The organism is Phenylobacterium sp., assembly GCF_035944335.1.
Classification (GTDB): Bacteria; Pseudomonadota; Alphaproteobacteria; order Caulobacterales; family Caulobacteraceae; genus Phenylobacterium.
The window spans coordinates 1-20,673 of the sequence record NZ_DASZBG010000066.1 but is presented as its reverse complement, the minus strand read 5'-3'; the positions used below and the strand labels follow the sequence as shown (position 1 = coordinate 20,673).

Below are 20,673 nucleotides of genomic sequence, written 5' to 3'. Positions count from 1 at the left end.
CGTTCAAAAGGCCCGGTTAAGGCCGCCAGATATTTCTGTTGGGAGGATCATTTCCATGCGCGAAGCCGTCATCGTTTCCTATGCCCGGACCGGTCTGGCCAAGTCTGGCCGCGGCGGATTCAACATGACCCCGGTGATGAGCATGGCCGCTCACGCCATCAAGCACGCGGTCGGCAAGTCCGGCGTCGAGAAGGACGCCGTCGAGGACGTGTTCCTGGGCAATGTGGTGCATCCCAACGGCGACCCGGCGCGCCAGGCGGCGCTGCTCGCGGGCCTGCCGGTGACCACCTCGGGCGTGACCATCAACCGCTTCTGCTCCTCGGGCCTGAACGCCATCGCAGCGGCTGCCAACTATGTCCGCAACGACGGCGCCGATGTGGTGGTGGCCGGCGGCGTGGAGAGCATCACCTTCCCGCCCGGCCGCGGCGACCCGGCCAACAGCGACCCGCACCTGCTCGAGATGTACTCGGCCTTCAACATGCCGATGATCGACACCGCCGACGTGGTGGCCGAGCGCTACAAGGTGAGCCGCGAATACCAGGACGAATATGCGCTGGAGAGCCAGCGGCGGATGGCGGCGGCCCAGCAGGCCGGCAAGTTCCGCGACGAGATCGTCCCGATGAACACCAAGATGAAGCAGGTCAACAAGGAAACCGGCGAGGAGAAGATCGTCGACTATGTGGTCGACCGCGACGAGTGCAACCGGCCCGACACCACGATGGAAGGCCTGGCCAAGCTGCAGCCGGTGAAGGGCGAGGGCAAGTACGTCACCGCCGGCAACGCCAGCCAGCTGTCGGACGGGGCGGCGGCGGTGGTGATCATGGAAGCCAAGGAAGCCGAGCGCCGCGGCCTGGAGCCGATGGGCGTGTTCAAGGGCTGGGCGGTGGCCGGCTGCGAGCCGGACGAGATGGGCATCGGCCCGGTGTTCGCGGTGCCCAGGCTGCTAGAGCGCCACGGCCTGAAGGTCAGCGACATCGACCTGTGGGAGCTGAACGAGGCCTTCGCCTCGCAGTGCCTCTATTCGCGCGACACCCTGGGCATCGATCCGGAGATCTACAACGTCAACGGCGGCTCGATCGCCATCGGCCACCCCTATGGGATGACCGGCGCCAGGCTCGCGGGCCACGTGCTGCAGGAAGGCAAGCGCCGCGGCGCCAAGAACGTGATGGTCTCCATGTGCATCGGCACGGGGATGGGCGGGGCCGGTCTGTTCGAGGTGTTCTGACCCTTTGCCTCCTCCGTTTACGGGGGAGGTGGATCGCCCCGCAGAGGGCGAGACGGAGGGGGCGGCCGCTCGCGCCGCATCCGGACTCGCCCCTTCCACCACCCGCTCTACGGCGGGCGGTCCCCCTCCCCCGTTGAACGGGGGAGGCAAATGAGCGGCTTAAATGGTGGTGCGCGGCGCGTGGCTCGCGTTGACACCGGGGGGGGTGCTGCTTAAGTCTCGCGCGCCCTCAAAATGAGCGGTTTTTCCGGCCTATAGCGCCGCCGCCCATGCAATTGGACTTCCCCCTTTGAGCATCTTCGAACGGTTCTTCGGCTCCACCAACGACCGCAAGGTCAAGACGATGTTGGCGCGTGTCGCCAAGATCAACGACCTGGAACCCGCGATCGAGGCGCTCACCAACGAGCAGCTGCGCGCCAAGACCGAGGAATTCCGCGACCGCTTCGCCAAGGGCGAGACCCTGGACGACCTCCTGGAAGAGGCCTTCGCGGTGGTGCGCGAAGCGGCCAAGCGGACGCTCGGCCAACGGCACTACGACGTGCAGCTGGTGGGCGGCATGGTGCTGCACCAGGGCGGCATCGCCGAGATGCGGACCGGCGAAGGCAAGACCCTGGTGGCCACCGCCCCGGTCTATCTGAATGCGCTGGCCGGCAAGGGCGTGCACCTGATCACGGTCAACGACTACCTGGCGCAACGCGACGCCGAGTGGATGGGCCAGGTCTACCGGTTCTTAGGGATGGAGGTGGGCGTCATCGTCCACGGGCTGAGCCAGGGCCAGCGGCAGGCGGCCTACAACGCCGACATCACCTATGGCACCAACAACGAGTTCGGCTTCGACTACCTGCGCGACAACCTGGTCTATGACGCCGGCGAGATGGTCCAGCGGGGCCACAACTTCGCGATCGTCGACGAGGTCGACTCGATCCTGATCGACGAGGCGCGCACGCCCTTGATCATCTCGGGCCCCACCGAGGACCGCAGCGAGTTCTACCGGACCATCGACGCGGTGGTGAAGGAGCTGATCAAGGATCCGACCAGCTTCGAGCACGACGAGAAGCAGAAGCAGGCGATGCTCACCGAGGAGGGCGCCGAGGTCATCGAGGAGACCCTGATGGCGGGCGGCCACCTGGCCGAGGATTCCGCCGGGCTCTACGACGCGGCCAACGTCAGCGTGGTGCACCACGTGAACCAGGCGTTGCGCGCCAACGTGCTCTACCTGAAAGACAAGGACTACATCGTCCGGGCCGGCGAGGTGATGCTGATCGACGAGTTCACCGGCCGCATGATGCATGGCCGCCGGCTCTCGGAAGGCCTGCACCAGGCGATCGAGGCCAAGGAAGGCGTGGTCGTCCAGCCCGAGAACCAGACACTCGCCTCGGTGACCATCCAGAACTACTTCCGCCTCTACGGAAAGCTGTCCGGCATGACCGGCACGGCGGCGACCGAGGCCCAGGAATTCTTCGACATCTACAAGATGGAAGTGGTCGAGATCCCGACCAACCGCCCGGTCATCCGGGTCGACGACGACGACGAGGTCTATCGCACGGCCGCGGAGAAGAACGCGGCGATCGTCACCCAGATCGAGGACTGCTATCGCCGCGGCCAGCCGATCCTGGTGGGCACGGTGTCGATCGAGAAGTCCGAGCAGCTGTCGGAAATCCTCAACGCCCACGTCTTCGAGGTGGATGGCAAGAAGAAGACCGGCATCCCGCACAATGTGCTGAACGCCCGCTATCACGAGCAGGAGGCCATGATCGTGGCCGACGCCGGGGTGCCCGGCGCGGTGACTATCGCCACCAACATGGCCGGCCGCGGCACCGACATCCAGCTCGGTGGCAACGTCGACATGAAGGTGCTGAGCTGGCGCGAGGAAAAGATCGCCGAGGGCGTCGAGGTGACGCCGGAGATGGCGGCCGAGCACCGGGCCGACATCGAGGCGCAGATCAAGGAAGCCAAGGAGCAGGCGCTGGCCGCCGGCGGCCTGTTCGTGCTGGGCACCGAGCGCCACGAGAGCCGGCGCATCGACAACCAGCTGCGCGGCCGGACCGGCCGCCAGGGCGACCCCGGCCACTCGAAGTTCTACCTGTCCTGCGAAGACGACCTGCTGCGTATCTTCGCCGGCGAGCGGCTGGACGCGATCATGCGCTCCTTCGGGGTCCAGGAAGGCGAGGCGATCACCCACAAGTGGCTGAACTCGGCCATCGCCACCGCCCAGAAGAAGGTCGAGCAGCGCAACTACGAGATCCGCAAGAACCTCTTGAAGTACGACGACGTCGTGAACGACCAGCGCAAGGCGGTGTTCGAACAGCGCGCGGAGTTCATGGGCTCGCCCGACATTTCCGACGTGATCGGCGAGATGCGGCGCGACACCATCGAGGACCTGGTCAGCCGCCACCTGCCGCCCAAGGCCTATGCCGAGCAGTGGGACGTCGAGGGCCTGACCAACCACGTTCACGACTACCTGGGCCTGGACCTGCCGATCGCGGCCTGGGCGGCCGAGGACGGCATCGCCAACGAGGAGATCGAGGAGCGCATCGCCAAGGCCGCCGAGGCCCGCGCCGCCGAACGCGAGACCCTGGTCGGCGACCACATGCGCAACATCGAGAAGAGCTTCCTCTTACAGATGATCGACACGCAGTGGCGCGAGCACCTGATGCACCTCGACCACCTGCGCAACGTCATCGGCCTGCGCGGCTACGGCCAGCGCGACCCCTTGAACGAGTACAAGACCGAGGCCTTCTCGCTGTTCGAGAAGCTGCTCGTCGACCTGCGCCAGGAAGTCACCCGCTGGCTGATGACCATCGAGTTCCAGTTCGAGGAGCCGCCGCCGGCGCCCGCCGGTCAGATGTTCGAAGTGCACATGAACCCGATGACCGGCGAGAACGAGGCGGAGCGCGGGTTCCTGCCCGACAGCGTGCCCTCCGACGAGCGCGCCGCCCTGCCGATCAGCGCCCTGCCCGCCGGCTGGGAACAGACCGGCCGCAATGCGCCATGTCCCTGCGGCTCGGGCCGCAAGTTCAAGCACTGCCACGGCGCCCTGGTCTGACGACTTCTCATTTGATCAATCGGCAACCGGGTTCCGACTTGACCGTTCCACCGAGACTTCGGGTGGAGCTTTCGCCAATGCCGACCTATCGCGCTTACCGCGTCGACCATCGCCGCCACATCCAGGCGGCCGCCTGGATCGAGGCGCCGGACGACCACGCCGCCAAGGCCGAGGCCAAGGACGAGCTGTGCGAAGAGGGCACGCCCGCCGTCGAGCTCTGGAGCGGCGCGCGGCTGGTCGACGAGATCGAGTGCGGCGACTAACCCGGGGCCGCGAGCTAGGGTTCCACCACCACCGTACCGACCTTGCCGCCGGCCTCCACGGCCTCATGGGCGGCGGCGCACGCCTTGAGCGGAAACCGGCCGGCCACGCTGAGCATCCGCGCGCCGGAGCCGATCCAGCGGGTGATGTCGGCCTGGGCGCGGCGGCGCGCCGGGTGCGGACTGACCGGCAGATAGACCCCGGTGATCGCCAGGTTGAGCCGCATGGCGTTTCCGACCACCAAGGTGGGCGTCGGATCGCCGCGGCTGGCGTAGTAAGCGAGCGAGCCGTTCTGGCGGATGCATTTGAGCGTGGTCTCGAGATTGCCGCCGAGGTCGACCTCGACGGCGTGATGGACCCCTTCGCCGCCGGTGATCTCGCGCACGCGGGCGGCCACGTCTTCGGTCGTGTAGTCGATCGCATGGTCGGCGCCGCCGGCTCGGGCGCGGGCGGCCTTCTCGGCGGATGAGACCGTGGCGATCACCGTCGCCCCGGCCCATTTGGCGAGCTGCACGGCGTAGTGGCCGACCGCGCCGGCCCCGCCGGTGACCAGCACCACCTGGCCCTGCACCGCGCCGTTCATGAAGACGCTGCGGTGGGCGGTCATGCACGGAATGCCCAGGGTCGCGCCCTCGGCGAAGGAAACCTGGTCGGGCAGGACGCTCAGCAGGTCCGTGTCGAGCTCGATGAGCTCGGCGGCGGAGCCGAAGGCGCGGCCGTTGCGCTGGCCGTTGTAGAACCACACCCGCTTGCCCAGCCACACCGTCTCCTCGACGCCGGGCCCCACCGCTTCGACGACGCCCGCCCCGTCGCTGTTGGGGATCACGCGCCGATAGGCCATGGGGGCCAGCGCCCCGCCGCGCAGATAGGTGTCGGCCGGGTTGACGCCGGACGCCTTCACGCGGATCAGCACCTGGCCGCGGCCGGCCTGCGGATCGGGCAGATCGCCGTACTGGAAGACCTCGCGCGCGGGGCCGGTGCGGTCGTACCAGACGGCTTTCATGAGCCCAGTCTAGAACGACGCCCAGTTGCCGTGGAAGCCGAAGGGGACGCGACGGGGGACCTTGGCGACCGCGATGGGGCCCTTGGCGATGTCGAGGCCCTCGAAGATCAGCAGGTCGGAGCGGTCCTCGCCGGCCCGCCAGACCACCGCGGTGACCCAGCCATCGCCCTCGGCGGCGTCGGGCGCACGGGGCACGAAGACCGGCTCGGACGTCTGGTCGCCGCCGTCCAGCGCGTAGAGCTCGCGCTTGCCGGTCTGAAAATCGAGGTGGGCGATGGCGCTCTGGCGGATGGTCTGGGCGCCGCCCGGATCGGCGGCGTACCAGCCGTGGCGGTGCTTGCGGGTCTCGACGCGGGGATCGACGCGGGGGAATTCGCCGTCGAGATCATCCAGCGGCTCCTCCTTGATCGCATCCGAGGCGCCGGCGAGGTCGAAGGTCCAGCGCACCAGCCGCGCCGCGGACCTGGCGCCGGCCGAGCCGTCGGGGTTGGGGAACAGCGGGGCCACGTCGTAGCGCATGACGTCGGCATAGAGCTTGTCGCCCTCTTCCCAGGCGTTCAGCGGGTGGAAGACGTAGCAGGCCTCGGTGTTGAACCAGCGGATCGTCGAGACGTCGGCGTCGCGGCGCATGACGCCCACGAAGCTGCCTTTCTCCGGCTCCCAGGCGAAGGCCGGCCGCCCGGTCATCGCCCGCTCCAGGCTGCCGGTCAGCGGCAGGACCGGGAACAGGACGTGGTTCTGGGTGACCATGAAGTCGTGGACCATGGAGGAATAGGGCGCCTGGAAATCCTGGCGGCGCACCACCTGGCCGTCAGCGGCGGTCACGCCATAGCTCATGCCGGCCGAGAGCGGCATGTCGCCGACGCCGTAGCCGAACCAGAGCATCTCGCCCGTGGCGGGGTCGATCTTCGGGTGGGCGGTGACGCGGCCCCGGTAGGCCTCGACATAGCCCTTGGAGCCGAGGTCGCGGGGATCCATCGCGAAGGGCTTGTGGCCCTCCTCCAGCGCCATCAGCCGCCCGGCGTGCCAGACGATGTTGGTGTTGGCCACGCCGGAGTCCTTGCCGGCCACCGAGGGGTCGCTGAGCATGGGGTTGAAGCCGGCGAACAGCGAGCGACCGGCCTCGTGCTCGGTCTCCCACTTGGGCGTGCGGACGTAGCGGTTGCGATATCGGGCCTTGCCGTCCGCCAGGTAGAAGCCGTGCACCATGCCGTCGCCGACGAACCAGTGGTGGTTGGGATCGCGCGGCTCGAACTGCGGATTGGGCCCGATGCGGAACAGGGCGCCGCGCAGGGCCGCGGGGATCTCGCCGGCGACCTCCAGGTCGAAGTCGTCCTCGCTGCGGACCGGGGCGAAGTTGCCGGCCAGGTAGGGATTGATGCGCACGTCGCCGTCCATGGCGGAGCTCCCTTGAAACTTACGTTGTAAATTTATGTCGTAAGAGTTAGGCCTGCGCAAGAGCTTTCTTGTAAGAAGCGTCAGGCATGCCCCGCGTCCTCTCCGAAGCCGATGTGGCCGACTTCCGCGAGCGCCTGTGCGAGGCGGCTGAACGGCTGTTCGCCGAGCATGGGCCGGACGCGGTGACCATGCGCCAGCTGGCGGCCGAGCTGGGCGTGTCGCCGATGACCCCGTACCGCTACTTCCGCGACAAGGACGACATCCTGGCCGCGGTGCGCACCAACGGCTTCAACCGCTTCGCCGAGGCGCTGGAAAAGGCCCGCGACGCGGGCAAGGGGGCCCGCGCCAAGGGCGCCGCGGTGGGCGAGGCCTATCTGAACTTCGCCCTGGAACACCCGCACACCTACAAGCTGATGTTCGACCTGAACCAGCCGCACGAGGGCGACTATCCTGAGCTGGTGGCGGCGGGCCGGCGGGCCCGGACCACCATGAGCGCCTACGTCGAGGACCTGGTGGCCGACGGCAGCCTGGCCGGAGATCCCGAGCAAATCGGCATGATGTTCTGGGCCGCGGCCCACGGGGCCGTGGTGCTGGAGCTGGCGGGCAAGCTGCCCAAGGGCGTGGCCCGCGATCTCGCGCGCAGCATGAACACCGCCATGGGCAAGGGGCTCAGGCCCGGATGACCTCCGCCCCGGCCCAGCGGTCGTAGAGCGCGCGCGGCGCGGCCTCGGCCAGCATGGCGATGGGCGCCAGGACCAGGAGCCCAAACACGCCGACGGCGCCATAGTAGGCGAGCTGCGGCAGCCGCAGGCCGGCGAGCGCGATGACCAGCGGGGCCACCAGCACCAGCGTCGCCCCGCCGTAGATCACCAGGTTGCGCAACAGCGCCCGGCCGAGCGGCAACCGGCCGGCGCCGTCAAAGGCCACGACCTTCAGCCCGAAGGCCCGCTTGCCCAGCGTCGCGCCGAACCAGGTCTCGGCGAGGCTCATGATCACGATGAAGGCGAAGGGATAGGTCCAGTCGAGGATGATCGGCTGCATCGGCAGGCCCTGGCGGTCCACCGGGCGGCTGAAGGCGAGCGAGCGGACCACCTCGCCCTCCTGGGCCTGCAGCATGACGGTCACGTAGCGGCTGGTCTCGAAGCCGGCCATGTCGATCGTGCAGAGCTGGGCCGCCACCGGCCGGGCGGCGCGCGGAATCGGGATGCCCTGCACGACCTTGATCGAGATCCCCTGCACGGCCTGGCAGTGGGTGGTCTTGAGGAAGGCCGTGGAGCGCAGCTTGCCGCCGCTGGCGCCGTAGAGCACCACTGCGGCCAGGCTCGCCGCGGCCGCCAGCAGCGCGATGTCGACGGCTCCGGCGCCCAGCCTGCGCCAGAAGAGATCGCGCGAGCGCATGCCCTGCTCGGTGTCGGTCATCGGATGTCCCCTGCCCCAACCGCAGCTTGACCGTCCCTGCGTCATACGTCGAGGGTTCTCAGACGCCCAGGAGGGGGTCGCCATGTCGAAGCCGCATCCGTTCGAGGTCCACTGGAAGAAGTCCAAGGTCCGCAAGGTGCTGGACCAGGTCGGCGATTACCCGTGGCCGCCGCAGCCGGACGCCCCGGACGGCTGGGCCTATGGCTGCGACGGGAGTTACCTCAAGGGTCTCTGTGAACACTGGACGCAGACCTACGACTGGAAGGCGGCCGTGGCCGACCTCAACCGCTTCCCGCAGTTCACCGCGAAGATCGAGGACTTCGACATCCACTTCGTCCACGTGGTCGGCGAGGCGGGCGGCCAGCGGCCGCTGATCCTGACCCACGGCTGGCCCGGCTCGCACTACGAGTTCTGGGGCGTGATCGAGAAGCTCGCCTTCCCCTCGCTGTTCGGCGGCCGCACGGAGGACGCCTTCGACCTGGTGATCCCGACCTTGCCGGGGTTCGGCTATTCCTCGAAGCCGAAGCGCCCGGTGGGCCAGCGCACCACCGCGCGGCTGTTCAACGCCCTGATGACCAAGGTGCTGGGCTACGAGACCTATCTGGCCCAGGGCGGCGACTGGGGGGCGCTGGTCACCTCCTGGCTCGGCCGGGACCACGGAGCGCACGCCAAGGCGCTGCACCTGAACATGATGGCCTTCCGCCCGCATGGCGGGCCGAAGAGCGAGGCGGAGACCGCCTGGATCCAGCGCCAGCAGGGGATGATGGATGTGATGGGCGCCTATTTCCGCCTGCAGGTCTCCAAGCCGCAGTCGCTGGCCTGGCTGGGGGCCGGCAATCCGGTGGGCCAGGCGGCCTGGATCGCCGAGCGCTTCCACGACTGGTCGGACCTGCGCGAGAAGACGCTGGACGAGGCGCACCCGAAGGACCGGCTGCTGACCAACATCATGCTCTACGTGATGACCGACAGCTTCGCGACCGGCGCCTGGTACTACCGCGGCCTCGTCGAGGAAGGCGGCGTCGCCTTCCAGGAAGGTGAGCGCTGCGAGACGCCGACCGCCTTCGCCAACTTCCCCGGCGAGCCGCTCTATACCGCCCCGCCCAGGAGCTGGGCGGAGCGGGCCTACAACATCACCCGCTGGACCGAGATGGCCCGGGGCGGCCATTTCGCGGCCCTGGAGGAGCCGGATCTGTTCGTGGACGACCTGCGGGCGTGGGGGCGCGAGACGGCCGGGGCAGGCGCGACAGCTTCGAAGCCAGAGGTGGAGCCGGCCTGAGTCCTTCTCGATGGCTGCGGGAGAAGGACTTTGCCGGAACAGAGCTTATCCGTAAAAGCCGGGCCATGGCCCGATACGACTTCGCCTCCGACAACACCGCCCCCGCGACGCCCGAGGCGCTAAAGGCGCTGATCGCGGCCAACGAGGGATTCACCTCCGGCTATGGGACCGACCAGGTCAGCGCCCAGGCGGCGGATCTGGTGCGGCAGATGCTGGATGCCGACGCCGAGGTCCGCTTCGTGGCGTCCGGCACGGCGGCCAATTCGATCTCGCTGGCGGCGCTTTGCCGGCCCTTCGAGTCGGTGCTGGCCCATGAGCACGCCCACGTCTGCACCGATGAGACCGGCGCGCCGGGCTTCTTTGGCCAGGGGCTTGGCCTGACTCGCCTGCCGGGCGCCTCGGGCAAGATCGATCCAGCGGCGCTGGCGCAGGCGCTGGACCAGCCCGATGTTTCCTACCGCCAGCCGGCCGCGGCCCTGTCGCTGACCAACGCCACGGAGTACGGCACGGTCTATTCGGCGGACGCCCTGAAGGCGCTGACGACGCCGGTGAAGGCCAAGGGCTACGGCGTCCACCTGGATGGCGCGCGACTGGCCAATGCGGCGGCCGCCGGCTTCGACCTCAAGGCCATCAAGACCCTGGGCGTCGACATCCTGGTGGTCGGCGGGACCAAGGCCGGCATGCCGCCCACCGAGGCGGTGGTGATCTTCGATCCCACGCTCGCCCGGCGGTTCGACGCGCGGCTGAAGCAGGCGGGGCAGCTGCCGTCCAAGGGGCGGTTCTATGCGGCGCCGTTCATCGGCATGCTCGAGGGCGGCGCCTTCCTGCGTCACGCGGCCCACGCCAACGCCATGGCCAGGAAGCTGGCGGGTCTGATGCCGTTTCCGGTGCGCCATCCGGTGGAGGCCAACGGCCTGTTCGTGGAGATGGACGAGCCGACGCTGCAGCGGCTGCACGCGTCTGGTTGGTTCGCCTACCGGTTCCTCGACGGGACGGTGCGGTTCATGTGCTCCTGGGCGACCACCGCCGAGGCCGTCGAGGCGCTCGGCGAGAGCCTCAGGCAGATCGCCTGAGGCCAGGCGCTTCGCCCAAACGAAAAGGGCGGCGGCCTCGCGGCCGCCGCCCCTCCGATCTCATCGGTCAGACGAACTAGAATTCCTTGCTCACGTTCACGAACACGCGGCGGCCGTAGTAGTCGTACTCGCTGTAGAGCGGGGCGTTGCCGACCCGATCGTAGAAGCCGTTGGCGCCGGAGATGAACGGCGGGACCTTGTCGAACAGGTTCCGGATACCGGCCGTCACGGTCAGGTTGTTGTCGGCCTTGTACTGGACCGACAGGCGGTGGACGAAATAGTCCGGCACGTCGAGCTTGAACCCATCGGCCGGCGTCAGGCCCAGCAGGTCGTAGCTCTGCTGCTTGCCGACCCAATCCACCCCGTAATCGACCGACCAGGCGCCCACCTTGTAGTTGATGTCGCCCGTGCCGGCCCACTTCGGCTGGGTCAGGGTGCCGTTGAACTCCGTGAAGTCCTGGTCGGTGAAGTTCTTGGTCGCCTGGGTCATGTAGCGGGTGACCTGCATGTTCACCCGGACGGTGCCCGGACCGAGGTCGTCCTGCCAGCGCAGGTTGGCCTCATAGCCCTTGGTCTTGAAGCTGGCGATGTTGACGTAGTCCTGACGCACGGTCAGGGCGGCGCTGGACGGATCCCGCGGCGCGACGAACCGGCAGAAGCCCTGGCCGCCGGTGCGGAAGCCGGGATCGCTGTAGCAGAGGTTCAGGATGGTCGTCGCCGCCAGCTGGCTGACGCCGTTGTTGATGACGATGTCGAAGTAGTCGAGCGCCAGGTCGATGTGACCGAACGCGTCGGGCAGGTGCGGCTGGAAGACGATCCCGGCCGTCCAGTTCTTCGAGGTTTCGGCCTTCAGGCCGGTGCCCGAGCCGCCTTCGGTGACCACGGTGATGCCGCTGGTCGCCTGGAAGCCTTGCTGGCCCGGAAGTTCCTTGGCGCAGTTGGCGGCGACGTTCGGGTTGGTGCCGGCGGCGCCGAAGTTGTTGCAGGGATCGAGGGTGCCCGAGAGGAAGCCCGTCGTGCCGCCCTGGAACTGTTCGAACAGCGCAGGCGCGCGGAACGAGGTGCCATAGGTGGTGCGCAGGGACACCCAGTCGGTCGGGGCCCAGACGCCGCCCAGCTTGTAGGTCCAGTCGGAGCCGTAGGAGTGGTAGTCGGTGTAGCGGCCCGACGCGCTGAGGGTCAGGTCCTTGATGAACGGCTGGTCGCGGATGATCGGGGCTTCCAGCTCCGTATAGGCCTCCCAAACGTGGTCGGTGCCCTTGGTCACCGCGGCCGAGGTCAGGTTGAACAGGTTGCCGTTGATGCTGTCCTGGCCCGGCTGGTCGTCGATCTTGGCCGTGCGGTATTCCACGCCGATGGCGGCCTTGAGGTCGCCGGCCGGCAGGTGGAACAGCGGACCGTCGGCTTCCGCCGAGAAGGTGTTCTCATCGTACTTGGTGTTCCCGGTCACCGGCACGAAGATGTAGTTGCGGAAGGCGCTCGGCAGGATGCCGCCGATCTCCTGCGCCGAGATCGCCGGCGCGGGCACGCAGCCCGTGCCGGGGGTGGTGATGTTGATCGCGCAGGTGACGCTCACGCCGTTGGCCGACAGCGTCGTCGGGCCGGTGAAGCCGGCCGGCGCGGCCACCACGTGGGTGGCGTTGGTCAGGCGGTCGGTGAGGAAGCTCTGGAAGGTGTAGTCGGCGCTGGACTTGGCCAGCGAGACATAGGTGTCGTACTTCCAGTCCCGGAACGGCGTGATGTCGCCGCGCAGGCCGGCCGTGCCCTTCCAGTAGTCCACCGACTGGGTGGAGTGGTCGTTGCCGAAGCCGACGAAGGTGCGGACGCCGAGGTTGTCGGTCCCGGTGGTCGCCTGCGGACCGGAGACGGTGCTGAACGCCAGGGTCGAGGGGATCAGCAGGCTGTTCTTGGGATAGTCGAGGGTCAGCTGGCGGAAGCCCGTCTGGCGGGAGTCGCGCTCGTTGATCAGCAGTTCGCCATAGACCTGGGCGTTGCCCCAGGCCTGCAGGTCATAGCTGCCCTGGAAGAAGCCCGTATAGACCTTCACCGGGGAGATGATGTCCTCGTTGAGCATCTGCGGGCTGAAGGTGTCGCGCGGGCCGAGGCTGCCGCCGGCGCTGGCGCCGCCCACGCCCTCGAAGCCGGGAATGCCGGCGACGATCGCGGAGTTCGGCCGGAAGCGGTTGAACCGGCCCAGGGTCCCGGGGGTCAGGGTGCCGGCCGCACCGATGCCGTTCGTCGTGCTGGTGCCGATGGTATTGATGGTCACGCCGTTGTCGCCGACGCCGTTGATCGGGTAGCACTTCGGCCGTCCGGTCAGCGGATCGATGAAGTCGCTGCCATCGGTGAACATGTCGGTCTGGCACCGGGTCCAGTCGCGCTGGCCGAGCGTCAGGGTGCCGCGCTCGGTATATTCGAACGACCCTTCGATGCTGCCGCGATCGTTGGTGCGGCCGGCCACGACCGAGGCGTGAACCTCATCGCCGCCGCCGTGCTGGGTCTTGCTGTAGTAACCCTCGATGACTTCGCCGTTCAGGCGGTTGCGGGTGATCACATTGACGACGCCGGAGATAGCGTCGGAGCCGTAGATCGACGAGGCGCCGTCCTTCAGGATCTCGATGTGGTCGATGATGGCGTCGGGCAGCACGTTCAGGTCGGCCGAGCCGACCGCGCCGCGGGTGCCGGCCGGGGAGACCCGTCGGCCGTTGATCAGCACCAGGGTGCGGGTCGCGCCGAGGCCGCGCAGCGACAAGGTGTTGGCGCCGGGGCCGCCGGCGGTGACGAAGTTGCCGAAGGCGTTGTTGATCTGCGCCTGGCCGGTGGTCACGCCCGTGCTCTGCAGCGACTCGGCGGTCGACGAGAAGCCGGCGACCGTCGCTTCGTCGTGGGTGATGATCTGCACCGGCGACGGGGAGTTGAAGGTGTCGCGACGGATACGCGAACCGACGACGACGAGTTCGCCGACCTCGTTGCCCTTGTCGGCGGGCTTCTTGGCGTCGGTCGTCGTCTGGATCGGTTGGCCGGTCGTCTGCGCGAAAGCCGGCGCGCCGATCGACAGGACGGCCGCGAGCGCAGTGCCGCAGGCCAGTCCCAGTCTCAAGTGTTGGTGCATTGCTCACCCCAGTGGAAGTTGTGCCGCCACGGTTGGGGGAGAGATTTCCGAACAAAAATGGGGTTTTGGTCGCACCCTCCGCGCAGTCGCCCGAGTGCGACATTTCTGCCGCAGTTTTGCCGCGGGCGGGGCGAAAAATACCCTTCTTTCGGAACCGATCGGCGTTACGCATATAACGTCGTTATTCGAATGCGCGCCGATTTGTGGCCATCGCCGGACGCGGCCCGCCGCGCGTCGACTCGATCCGCCGCTCCGCGCAACGGCCAGCGGCGACGGCGTCCGCCGGCTGTTGGGCAAGCACCGGACTCCATTCACGATTTTCGAACGCCGTTCGTCGGCGCCGCCTGGAGCCGCCACGCCGGATGTCCTGCGGAGCGCGCTCGGCCGGCCGGCGGGCCGCCGCAAGCTGGGCTGCAGGAGGACCGGGCCTGCTATCCACGGTGGCGCATCGGTCGCGCCGGCCACCCGACGAAGCGGCGCCGTTCTGCGGCCGGCGGGCTTGGTGTGGAGGGCATGGCGCGACCCCGGCGCGGCCCCGCATGGGTGAAAATTGCCCCTGTTTTGCCAAAACTGTGACGCCAAAACCGCAACAAGTGACCTTCTGGGTAACGTCGGTACGGTCCACGTCGCGATTGTGACCACTTCTTGTTGCCGATGTATCTGAGGCGTGACAGCGTCCCCTCCGCCGCGCGCAGTGGGCTGTCAGCGCGGCGACAATCGTCTCTCGGGGACTTGGGGATCTAACAATGACACCATCGAGTGGGTTCGTTCGCGCGGCCTTGCTGACCTCTGTGGCAAGCGCATGTCTGCTGGCGCCGGGTCTGGCGCAGGCGCAAAAGGCCGCCGCGCCCGCCGCCACGGCGGTCGGGGTCGAGGAGGTGGTGGTCACCGGATCGCGCATCCCGCGGCCCGACCTCACGGCGGTCCAGCCGGTGTCGGTGGTCGACAGCCAGTACATGCAGGAGAAGGGCTACACCAACGTCGCCTCGGCGATCGACCTCCTGCCGGTCACCGGCGGCAGCATCACGCCGGCCGGCGCGCAGGGCTCGTTCGGTACGGGCCGCAACTTCGTCAACCTGTTCAACCTGGGCTCGCAGCGCACGCTGACCCTGGTCAACGGCCACCGGTTCGTGTCCTCGCAGGCGGCGTCGCTGTTCAGCGGCTCCAGCCCGGGCAACCAGGTGGACCTCAACGAACTGCCGACCGCCTTCCTCGACCGGGTCGAGGCCGTGCCGGCGACCGGGGCCGCGGTCTACGGCTCCGACGCCATCGCCGGGGTCATCAACATCATCTACAAGGACCGCTTCACCGGCTTCATGGTCGATGGCCAGACCGGCATCTCCAGCCGCAGCGACTATCGGACCAGCCACATCACCGCCGCGGCCGGCCACGACTTCCTGGACGGCCGGCTGAACCTGGCCGCCGATTTCGAGTACGACAAGACCGGCACCCTGGTCTCGACCGATCGCCCGGAGACCGCGGCGCAGTTCGCCTTCGCCCGCAACCTGGCCGACACCGGCCCGGCCGACGGCATCCCGGCGACCATCCTGATCTCCAACCGCCGCGTGCCCGAGCTGACCCAGGGCGGCCTCGCCTACGTCTCCAACAGCATCACCGTGTCGCCGTCGCCGGGACGCCTGATCACCATTCCGGACCCGGCCAACCCGGCCAACCGCATCCCGGCCCAGTTCGCGCCGGACGGCACGCTGGTGCCGTACAATCCCGGCCAATTCTTCCAGGCCTCCATCGCCTCGGGCGGCGATGGCCTGAACCTGGCGCCCCTGACCTCGCTCGAGACGCCGGTGACCCGCAAGCTCGGCAACTTCATGGCGCGCCTGGAGCTGACGCCGAACATCCGGTTCCACGCCAACCTGTACTACGCCGACGTCAACGCCACGGCGCCGGCCAACCAGCCGATCTTCCAGTCCGGCCTGTTCGGCGGGACTTCCGGCAACCTGTCGATGAGCATCAACAACCCGTTCCTGACGGCGCAAGCCCGCGCCAACATCGTCTCGTCCCTGGCGTTGTTCCCGACAGTCAATCAGACGACCTTCTTCCTGGCGCGCGCCTCGACCGACATCGTCGGGCTGTCGACGGTGGTCTCCAACACCAAGGCCTATGACGCCGTGGCGACCCTGGAAGGCGACTTCCACGCGCTGGACCGCGACTTCACCTGGAACATCAGCGCGACCCACGGCCAGACCAAGGCGTACTTCATCAGCCCGGGCGTCAATCAGGCGAACTTCGCGCTGGCCGTCGATGCGGTGACCAACCCGGCCAATGGCCAGATCGTCTGCCGCTCCACGCTGACCAACCCGACCAACGGCTGCCAGCCGCTCAACCTGTTCGGCCTGGGCGCGCCCAGCGCCGCGGCGCTGCAGTACATCAAGGTGGCGTTCCGCAGCGACGACAAGGACGCGCAGACCGATTTCGAAGCCAACCTGACCGGTACGATCTGGAAACTGCCGGCCGGCGACTGGGGCTTCAACGTCGGCTACGAGCACCGCGAGGAGAAGGCCACCTTCCTGCCCGACGCCTCGTCGCAGGCCGGCATCGGCCGCTCGGTGCCGATCGCCCCGGCCGCGGGCTCCTACGACACCAACGAGTACTATGTGGAAAGCCTTGTCCCGATCCTGGGCGCGGGCTTCAACTTCCTGGGCGCCCGCAAGCTGGAGTTCGAGGGCGCCTACCGCAAGGTGGACAATTCGCTCGCCGGCAAGAACGAGGCCTGGTCCTACGGCGCCCGCTACTCGCCGATCGACGACCTGACGTTCCGGGCCAGCCGGTCGCGGACCTTCCGCGCCCCGGCCATCACCGAGCTGTTCCTGCCGGCCTCTTCGGCGTTCGCCACGGCGACCGACCCCTGCGACGCCGCCAACCTGCACGCCGGCCCCAACCCGGCGACCCGGGCGGCGAACTGCCAGGCCGACTTCACCAAGCTCGGCGCGCCGCTCGCCGGCTTCAAGTCCAACATCCAGGTGGCGACCGCCCCGGTCACCACCAGCGGCAACCCGGGCCTGAAGAACGAGCTCGGCAACTCCTGGACCTACGGCCTGGTGATCGAGCCCCACTGGGTGCCCGGCCTGGCGCTGGCCATCGACTACGTCCACATCGACCTGACCAAGGCGATCGTGAACTTCAACTCCACGTCGATCCTGTCGACCTGCTACGACTCGCCCACCCATCCGGCCGACGTGTGCGGCCGCTTCGTGCGCGACAACACCGGCCAGATCACCACGGTCCAGCAGGGCTTCGTCAACGCGGGCTTCACCAACTTCGCCGGTGAAACCTACGAGCTGACCTACAACCGCGACGTCAACCGCTTCCCGTTCGTGGGCACGGATCGCGACCTGGGCACCTTCGGCGTGGCCTGGAACGTCTTCCACACCAAGCGGCTGAAGACCTCGGTGTCCGGCACCGGCTTCGACCTCAACGACTCCGAAGGCACCATCGGCAACGCGCGCTGGAAGTACCTGCTGAACTTCCGCTACAGCTACGGTCCGTTCCAGACGACCTGGACCACCCACTACATCCAGCACTCGCTGTTCAGCCGCACGCTGACCATCGAGAACCAGAGCATCCTGAGCGTCGGGGACTACTACACCCACGACCTGACGGTTCAGTACAAGCTGCCCCGCAACATCACCGTGCGGGCCGGCGTGAACAACCTCACGGACAAGCAACCGCCCTTCCCGACCGTCGGGATCGGCACCTACGATCAGGTGGGCCGCTACTACTTCGTGGGCCTCAACCTGCGCTACTAGCGCCGGCGCGGGCGGCCGCACGGCCGCCCGACCCTGAGGTAGGCCGCTTGAGTTGAAGTGTGACCTTGGAGAGTGATCGGCCCGCCGGCGCAAACCGGCGGGCCGATGTTTCTTGGGGCTCGGCGCCTAGGCGACCGCCATCGGGCGGCGGGCGAGCATGCCCTCGAGCCGGCCGGCGATGATCGCCTCGGCCTCGCCGGCGATCCGCTGCACAAGCTCGGCGCAGGTGGGAACGTCGTGGATCAGGCCCTGGCTCTGGCCGACGGTCCAGATGCCGCCGTCGGTGTCGCCGGCGCCCATCACATTGGTGCGCCCGCGCACGCCGGCCACCAGGTGGCGGACGTCGTCGATGGTCTTGGTCGGGTCCTGCTGGATGGCGACCACCTCCTCGGAGACCGCATTGCGCGCCACGCGCGACGTGTTTCGCAGAGTTCGGTTGGTGAGCAGGGTGTCGCGCTCGGTGTTCTCGACGATCTTGCGCTTCACGTTCTCGTGGATGGCGCACTCGCGGGTGGCCATGAAGCGCGTGCCCATGTTGACGCCGTCGGCGCCGAGCGCCAGCGCCGCGGCGAGGCTCCGGCCGTCGGCCATGCCGCCGGACGCGATCACCGGGACAGGCGCCACGGCGTCCACCGTGGCGGGCAGCAGCACGATCAGGCCGACGTCGTCCTCGCCCGGGTGGCCGGCGCACTCAAAGCCGTCGATGGAGATCACGTCGACGCCGTACTTCACCGCCGAGACCGAGTGGCGGACGGAGGTGCATTTGTGGATCACCTTCACGCCCGCCGCCTTGAAGGCCGCGATGTGGTCGACGGGCGCGCGGCCGGCGGTCTCGACGATCTTGATCCCGCTCTCGATGATCGCCTCGCGGTACTCGTCATAGGGGATCGGATTGAGCGACGGCAGCAGGGTGAGGTTCACCCCGAACGGCTTGTCGGTGAGATCGCGGCAGCGCTGGATCTCCTTGAACAGCTCCTCGGCCGATTGCGAATGGTGGGCGGTGATGAAGCCCAGCGCGCCCGCGTTGGCGACGGCGGCGACCAGCGGCGCGTAGCCCACGCCGGTCATGCCGCCCATGACGATCGGGGTCTCGACGCCGAACATCTCGGTGAGGCGGGTCTTCAGGGCCATGGCGTCCTCCAAACGATTGTTTGGACGCCAGTTGAACCCGCGGACGCAAGGTGAGGCAAGCTTCTCGTGTCCTCCCCCTCGGGGAGAGCAGCCGTCACTGCAGGCCGTTGCGGCCGATGGCGTAGAAGCGCTCCGAGCGGCGGGCCTTGAGCTGCTCGGGCGAAAGGTCCTCGAGGGCCTTCAGCTCCTCCTCCAGGGCCTCGCCCACCGCGGCCATGATCGCCGGACGGTCGGAGTGGGCGCCGCCGGCGGGCTCGGGGATGATGCGGTCGACGATCTTCATGCCCAGCAGGTCCTGGGCGGTGATCTTCATGGCCTTGGCCGCCTCGGCGGGGGTGCGCGCGCCGCGCCAGATGATCGAATTGGCGCCCTCCGGCGTGATCACCGAATAGATGGCGTGCTCGAGGATCAGCACCCGGTTGGCCGCGGCGATGGCGATCGCCCCGCCCGAGCCGCCTTCGCCGGTGATGATGGCGATGTTGGGCACGCCCAGCAGCAGGCATTTCTCCATGGACCGCGCGATGGCCTCGGCGACGCCCCGCTCCTCGGAGGCGACACCCGGGTAGGCGCCGGCGATATCCACGAAACTGACCACCGGCAGGTTGAAGCGCTCCGCCAGCTCCATCAGCCGCACCGCCTTGCGGTAGCCCTCGGGCCGCGCGTAGCCGAAATTGTGCTTCACGCGGGTGACCGTGTCGTGACCCTTCTCATTGCCGATGACCACCACCGGACGGCCGCGGAAGCGGCCAAGGCCGCCGATCACCGCCTGGTCGTCGCCGAAGGTGCGGTCGCCATGCAGCTCGACGAATTCTTCGATCAAGGCTTCACAATAGTCGACGAAGTGCGGCCGGTCGGGATGGCGGGCCACCTGGGTCTTCTGCCAGGCGTCCAGCTTCGAATAGGCCTCGCGCCGCAGCGTCTGGGCGCGGTCCCGCAAGGCTACGATCTCCGCGTCGAAGGCCCCGCCCCCGGCGTTCTCCGAGAGCTTGGAGAGCTCTTCGATCTTGGCTTCGAGATCGGCGATCGGGCGCTCGAACTCGAGGTAGTGGACAGCCATGAGGGCGGGCTCGCCTGTGCAATTCGCGAAGCCGCGGAACCTAGGCGCGATGGGCCCGGCTCACAACCCCGGCAGGGCGTCGCGTGCAACCCTGGCCGTCGCCCAGGTGTTCTGTAGCCAGAGGTCGAGCTGGGCCCGCACCGTCCTGTTGGGGGGCTGAGGCGGCGGTCTTGGCGCGCCTTGGTCAAAACCGCGCGGCCCCTGCCCTCGAACACGCCGCCGCCGCGCCCGAGGAGAGAGATATGAATATCGCCCTGAAAGTCGCCATGGCTTCGACGCTCGCGCTCGCGACCGCCGCCCCCGCCATGGCCCAATACCAGCAGACGCCGGAGTCCCGGGAGGCGCAGGAGCGCTACCAGGAGCAACAGCAGCAGTACCAGCAGCAGCGCGACAACTACGACGCGCGCCGCTCGGACTACGACCAGAAGCGTGAGGGCTATGCCGCCGCGCGCGCCGAGTATGAGCACCGTCTGGCCGCCTACAACCGCGCGCGCCGCGACTATGACCGCCGCTACGGCTACGGCGCCTATGTCCGCGTCTACGGCCCCGCGCCGGTGTGGAGCGACCGCAACTGGGCCTACTACGCCGCGCCCGCGCCGGCTTATGTGGCCCCGGCGGCGCCCTACTACGGCGCCAACACCGCCTATGCGGGCCCACCGGTGAGGTGTGAAAATTCCTCGACGGTTCCGGCCGGCGCGATCGGCGCCATCGCCGGCGCCCTGTTGGGCTCCAACATCGCGGCGCACGGCCGGCGCACCGAAGGCGCGGTCCTGGGCGGCGTGGTCGGCGCCGGCATCGGCGCGGCCGTGGGCCATGCCCACGACCAGTACAAGTGCGACCAGCGCGGTCCGTACTTCGCCTATGACGAGACCATCCCCTATCGGGAGGACGAAGGCTTCCGCACCCCG

General features: G+C 68.3%; 14 protein-coding genes. 8 read left to right on the top strand and 6 right to left on the bottom strand.

The window, feature by feature from the left end:
• Window positions 1-55 precede the first annotated feature (55 nt).
• The 3 genes from VGT80_RS11365 (at window position 56) to VGT80_RS11355 (ending at window position 4,534) form a co-directional block, all read left to right on the top strand.
• The gene (locus VGT80_RS11365; protein WP_327455858.1) at window positions 56-1,225 is read left to right on the top strand and encodes an acetyl-CoA C-acyltransferase; all 1,170 of its coding nucleotides are present in this window, start codon (window positions 56-58) and stop codon (window positions 1,223-1,225) included.
• A 343-nt stretch (window positions 1,226-1,568) separates the two neighbouring features.
• Window positions 1,569-4,271, top strand: coding sequence for a preprotein translocase subunit SecA (secA, locus tag VGT80_RS11360; RefSeq protein WP_414693905.1), 2,703 nt, complete (start codon window positions 1,569-1,571; stop codon window positions 4,269-4,271).
• A 77-nt stretch (window positions 4,272-4,348) separates the two neighbouring features.
• Window positions 4,349-4,534, top strand: coding sequence for a hypothetical protein (locus tag VGT80_RS11355; RefSeq protein WP_327455854.1), 186 nt, complete (start codon window positions 4,349-4,351; stop codon window positions 4,532-4,534).
• A gap of 14 nt (window positions 4,535-4,548) precedes the next feature.
• Here the strand turns inward: VGT80_RS11355 and VGT80_RS11350 are convergent, their stop codons facing one another.
• Together VGT80_RS11350 and VGT80_RS11345 are read right to left on the bottom strand one after the other, a co-directional pair.
• Complete coding sequence (locus VGT80_RS11350) at window positions 4,549-5,535, bottom strand: NADPH:quinone reductase (protein WP_327455852.1); 987 nt, start codon at window positions 5,533-5,535, stop codon at window positions 4,549-4,551.
• 9 nt (window positions 5,536-5,544) lie between these two features.
• Entirely contained in the window at window positions 5,545-6,933 is a 1,389-nt protein-coding gene (locus VGT80_RS11345) for a carotenoid oxygenase family protein (protein WP_327455850.1), read from the bottom strand.
• 86 nt (window positions 6,934-7,019) lie between these two features.
• Here VGT80_RS11345 and VGT80_RS11340 point away from each other — a divergent pair, with 86 nt between their 5' ends.
• Window positions 7,020-7,616 (top strand): TetR/AcrR family transcriptional regulator, encoded by a 597-nt coding sequence (locus VGT80_RS11340; protein WP_327455848.1) that lies wholly within the window; start codon window positions 7,020-7,022, stop codon window positions 7,614-7,616.
• On the opposite strand, the gene VGT80_RS11335 is transcribed toward VGT80_RS11340, so the two are convergent.
• Window positions 7,603-8,352 carry an RDD family protein gene (locus VGT80_RS11335; protein WP_327455846.1) on the bottom strand — a complete coding sequence of 250 codons (750 nt, stop codon included), beginning with the start codon at window positions 8,350-8,352 and terminating at the stop codon, window positions 7,603-7,605. The two genes, VGT80_RS11340 and VGT80_RS11335, sit on opposite strands and share 14 nt — an antisense overlap.
• A gap of 82 nt (window positions 8,353-8,434) precedes the next feature.
• Here VGT80_RS11335 and VGT80_RS11330 point away from each other — a divergent pair, with 82 nt between their 5' ends.
• Both VGT80_RS11330 and VGT80_RS11325 read left to right on the top strand, forming a co-directional pair.
• Window positions 8,435-9,628: an epoxide hydrolase gene (locus VGT80_RS11330; RefSeq protein WP_327455844.1), complete on the top strand. Its 1,194-nt coding sequence runs from the start codon at window positions 8,435-8,437 to the stop codon at window positions 9,626-9,628.
• A gap of 65 nt (window positions 9,629-9,693) precedes the next feature.
• The gene (locus tag VGT80_RS11325) at window positions 9,694-10,701 is read left to right on the top strand and encodes a threonine aldolase family protein (RefSeq protein WP_327455842.1); all 1,008 of its coding nucleotides are present in this window, start codon (window positions 9,694-9,696) and stop codon (window positions 10,699-10,701) included.
• A 76-nt stretch (window positions 10,702-10,777) separates the two neighbouring features.
• On the opposite strand, the gene VGT80_RS11320 is transcribed toward VGT80_RS11325, so the two are convergent.
• Window positions 10,778-13,813, bottom strand: a complete 3,036-nt coding sequence (locus VGT80_RS11320) for a TonB-dependent receptor domain-containing protein (RefSeq protein WP_327455840.1) — start codon at window positions 13,811-13,813, stop codon at window positions 10,778-10,780.
• Between the two features lie 746 nt (window positions 13,814-14,559).
• On the opposite strand from VGT80_RS11320, the gene VGT80_RS11315 reads away from it, so the two are divergent.
• Window positions 14,560-17,577 carry a TonB-dependent receptor domain-containing protein gene (locus tag VGT80_RS11315; RefSeq protein WP_327455838.1) on the top strand — a complete coding sequence of 1,006 codons (3,018 nt, stop codon included), beginning with the start codon at window positions 14,560-14,562 and terminating at the stop codon, window positions 17,575-17,577.
• Between the two features lie 126 nt (window positions 17,578-17,703).
• On the opposite strand, the gene VGT80_RS11310 is transcribed toward VGT80_RS11315, so the two are convergent.
• Window positions 17,704-18,708, bottom strand: coding sequence for a nitronate monooxygenase family protein (locus VGT80_RS11310; RefSeq protein WP_327455836.1), 1,005 nt, complete (start codon window positions 18,706-18,708; stop codon window positions 17,704-17,706).
• 94 nt (window positions 18,709-18,802) lie between these two features.
• Window positions 18,803-19,765 (bottom strand): acetyl-CoA carboxylase carboxyltransferase subunit alpha, encoded by a 963-nt coding sequence (locus tag VGT80_RS11305; protein ID WP_327455834.1) that lies wholly within the window; start codon window positions 19,763-19,765, stop codon window positions 18,803-18,805.
• Window positions 19,766-20,007: 242 nt separating this feature from the next.
• Here VGT80_RS11305 and VGT80_RS11300 point away from each other — a divergent pair.
• Window positions 20,008-20,673 (top strand): glycine zipper domain-containing protein (locus VGT80_RS11300; protein WP_327455832.1); only part of this gene is annotated, 666 nt, incomplete at its 3' end.

Coding starts and splice junctions, on each gene's coding strand:
- VGT80_RS11350 (WP_327455852.1), bottom strand. CDS start 5,535: ATGAAAGCCGTCTGGTACGACCGCACCGGCCCCGCGCGCGAGGTCTTC.
- VGT80_RS11325 (WP_327455842.1), top strand. CDS start 9,694: ATGGCCCGATACGACTTCGCCTCCGACAACACCGCCCCCGCGACGCCC.
- VGT80_RS11330 (WP_327455844.1), top strand. CDS start 8,435: ATGTCGAAGCCGCATCCGTTCGAGGTCCACTGGAAGAAGTCCAAGGTC.
- VGT80_RS11345 (WP_327455850.1), bottom strand. CDS start 6,933: ATGGACGGCGACGTGCGCATCAATCCCTACCTGGCCGGCAACTTCGCC.
- VGT80_RS11355 (WP_327455854.1), top strand. CDS start 4,349: ATGCCGACCTATCGCGCTTACCGCGTCGACCATCGCCGCCACATCCAG.
- VGT80_RS11340 (WP_327455848.1), top strand. CDS start 7,020: ATGCCCCGCGTCCTCTCCGAAGCCGATGTGGCCGACTTCCGCGAGCGC.
- VGT80_RS11310 (WP_327455836.1), bottom strand. CDS start 18,708: ATGGCCCTGAAGACCCGCCTCACCGAGATGTTCGGCGTCGAGACCCCG.
- VGT80_RS11320 (WP_327455840.1), bottom strand. CDS start 13,813: ATGCACCAACACTTGAGACTGGGACTGGCCTGCGGCACTGCGCTCGCG.
- VGT80_RS11365 (WP_327455858.1), top strand. CDS start 56: ATGCGCGAAGCCGTCATCGTTTCCTATGCCCGGACCGGTCTGGCCAAG.
- VGT80_RS11335 (WP_327455846.1), bottom strand. CDS start 8,352: ATGACCGACACCGAGCAGGGCATGCGCTCGCGCGATCTCTTCTGGCGC.
- secA (WP_414693905.1), top strand. CDS start 1,569: ATGTTGGCGCGTGTCGCCAAGATCAACGACCTGGAACCCGCGATCGAG.
- VGT80_RS11315 (WP_327455838.1), top strand. CDS start 14,560: ATGACACCATCGAGTGGGTTCGTTCGCGCGGCCTTGCTGACCTCTGTG.
- VGT80_RS11305 (WP_327455834.1), bottom strand. CDS start 19,765: ATGGCTGTCCACTACCTCGAGTTCGAGCGCCCGATCGCCGATCTCGAA.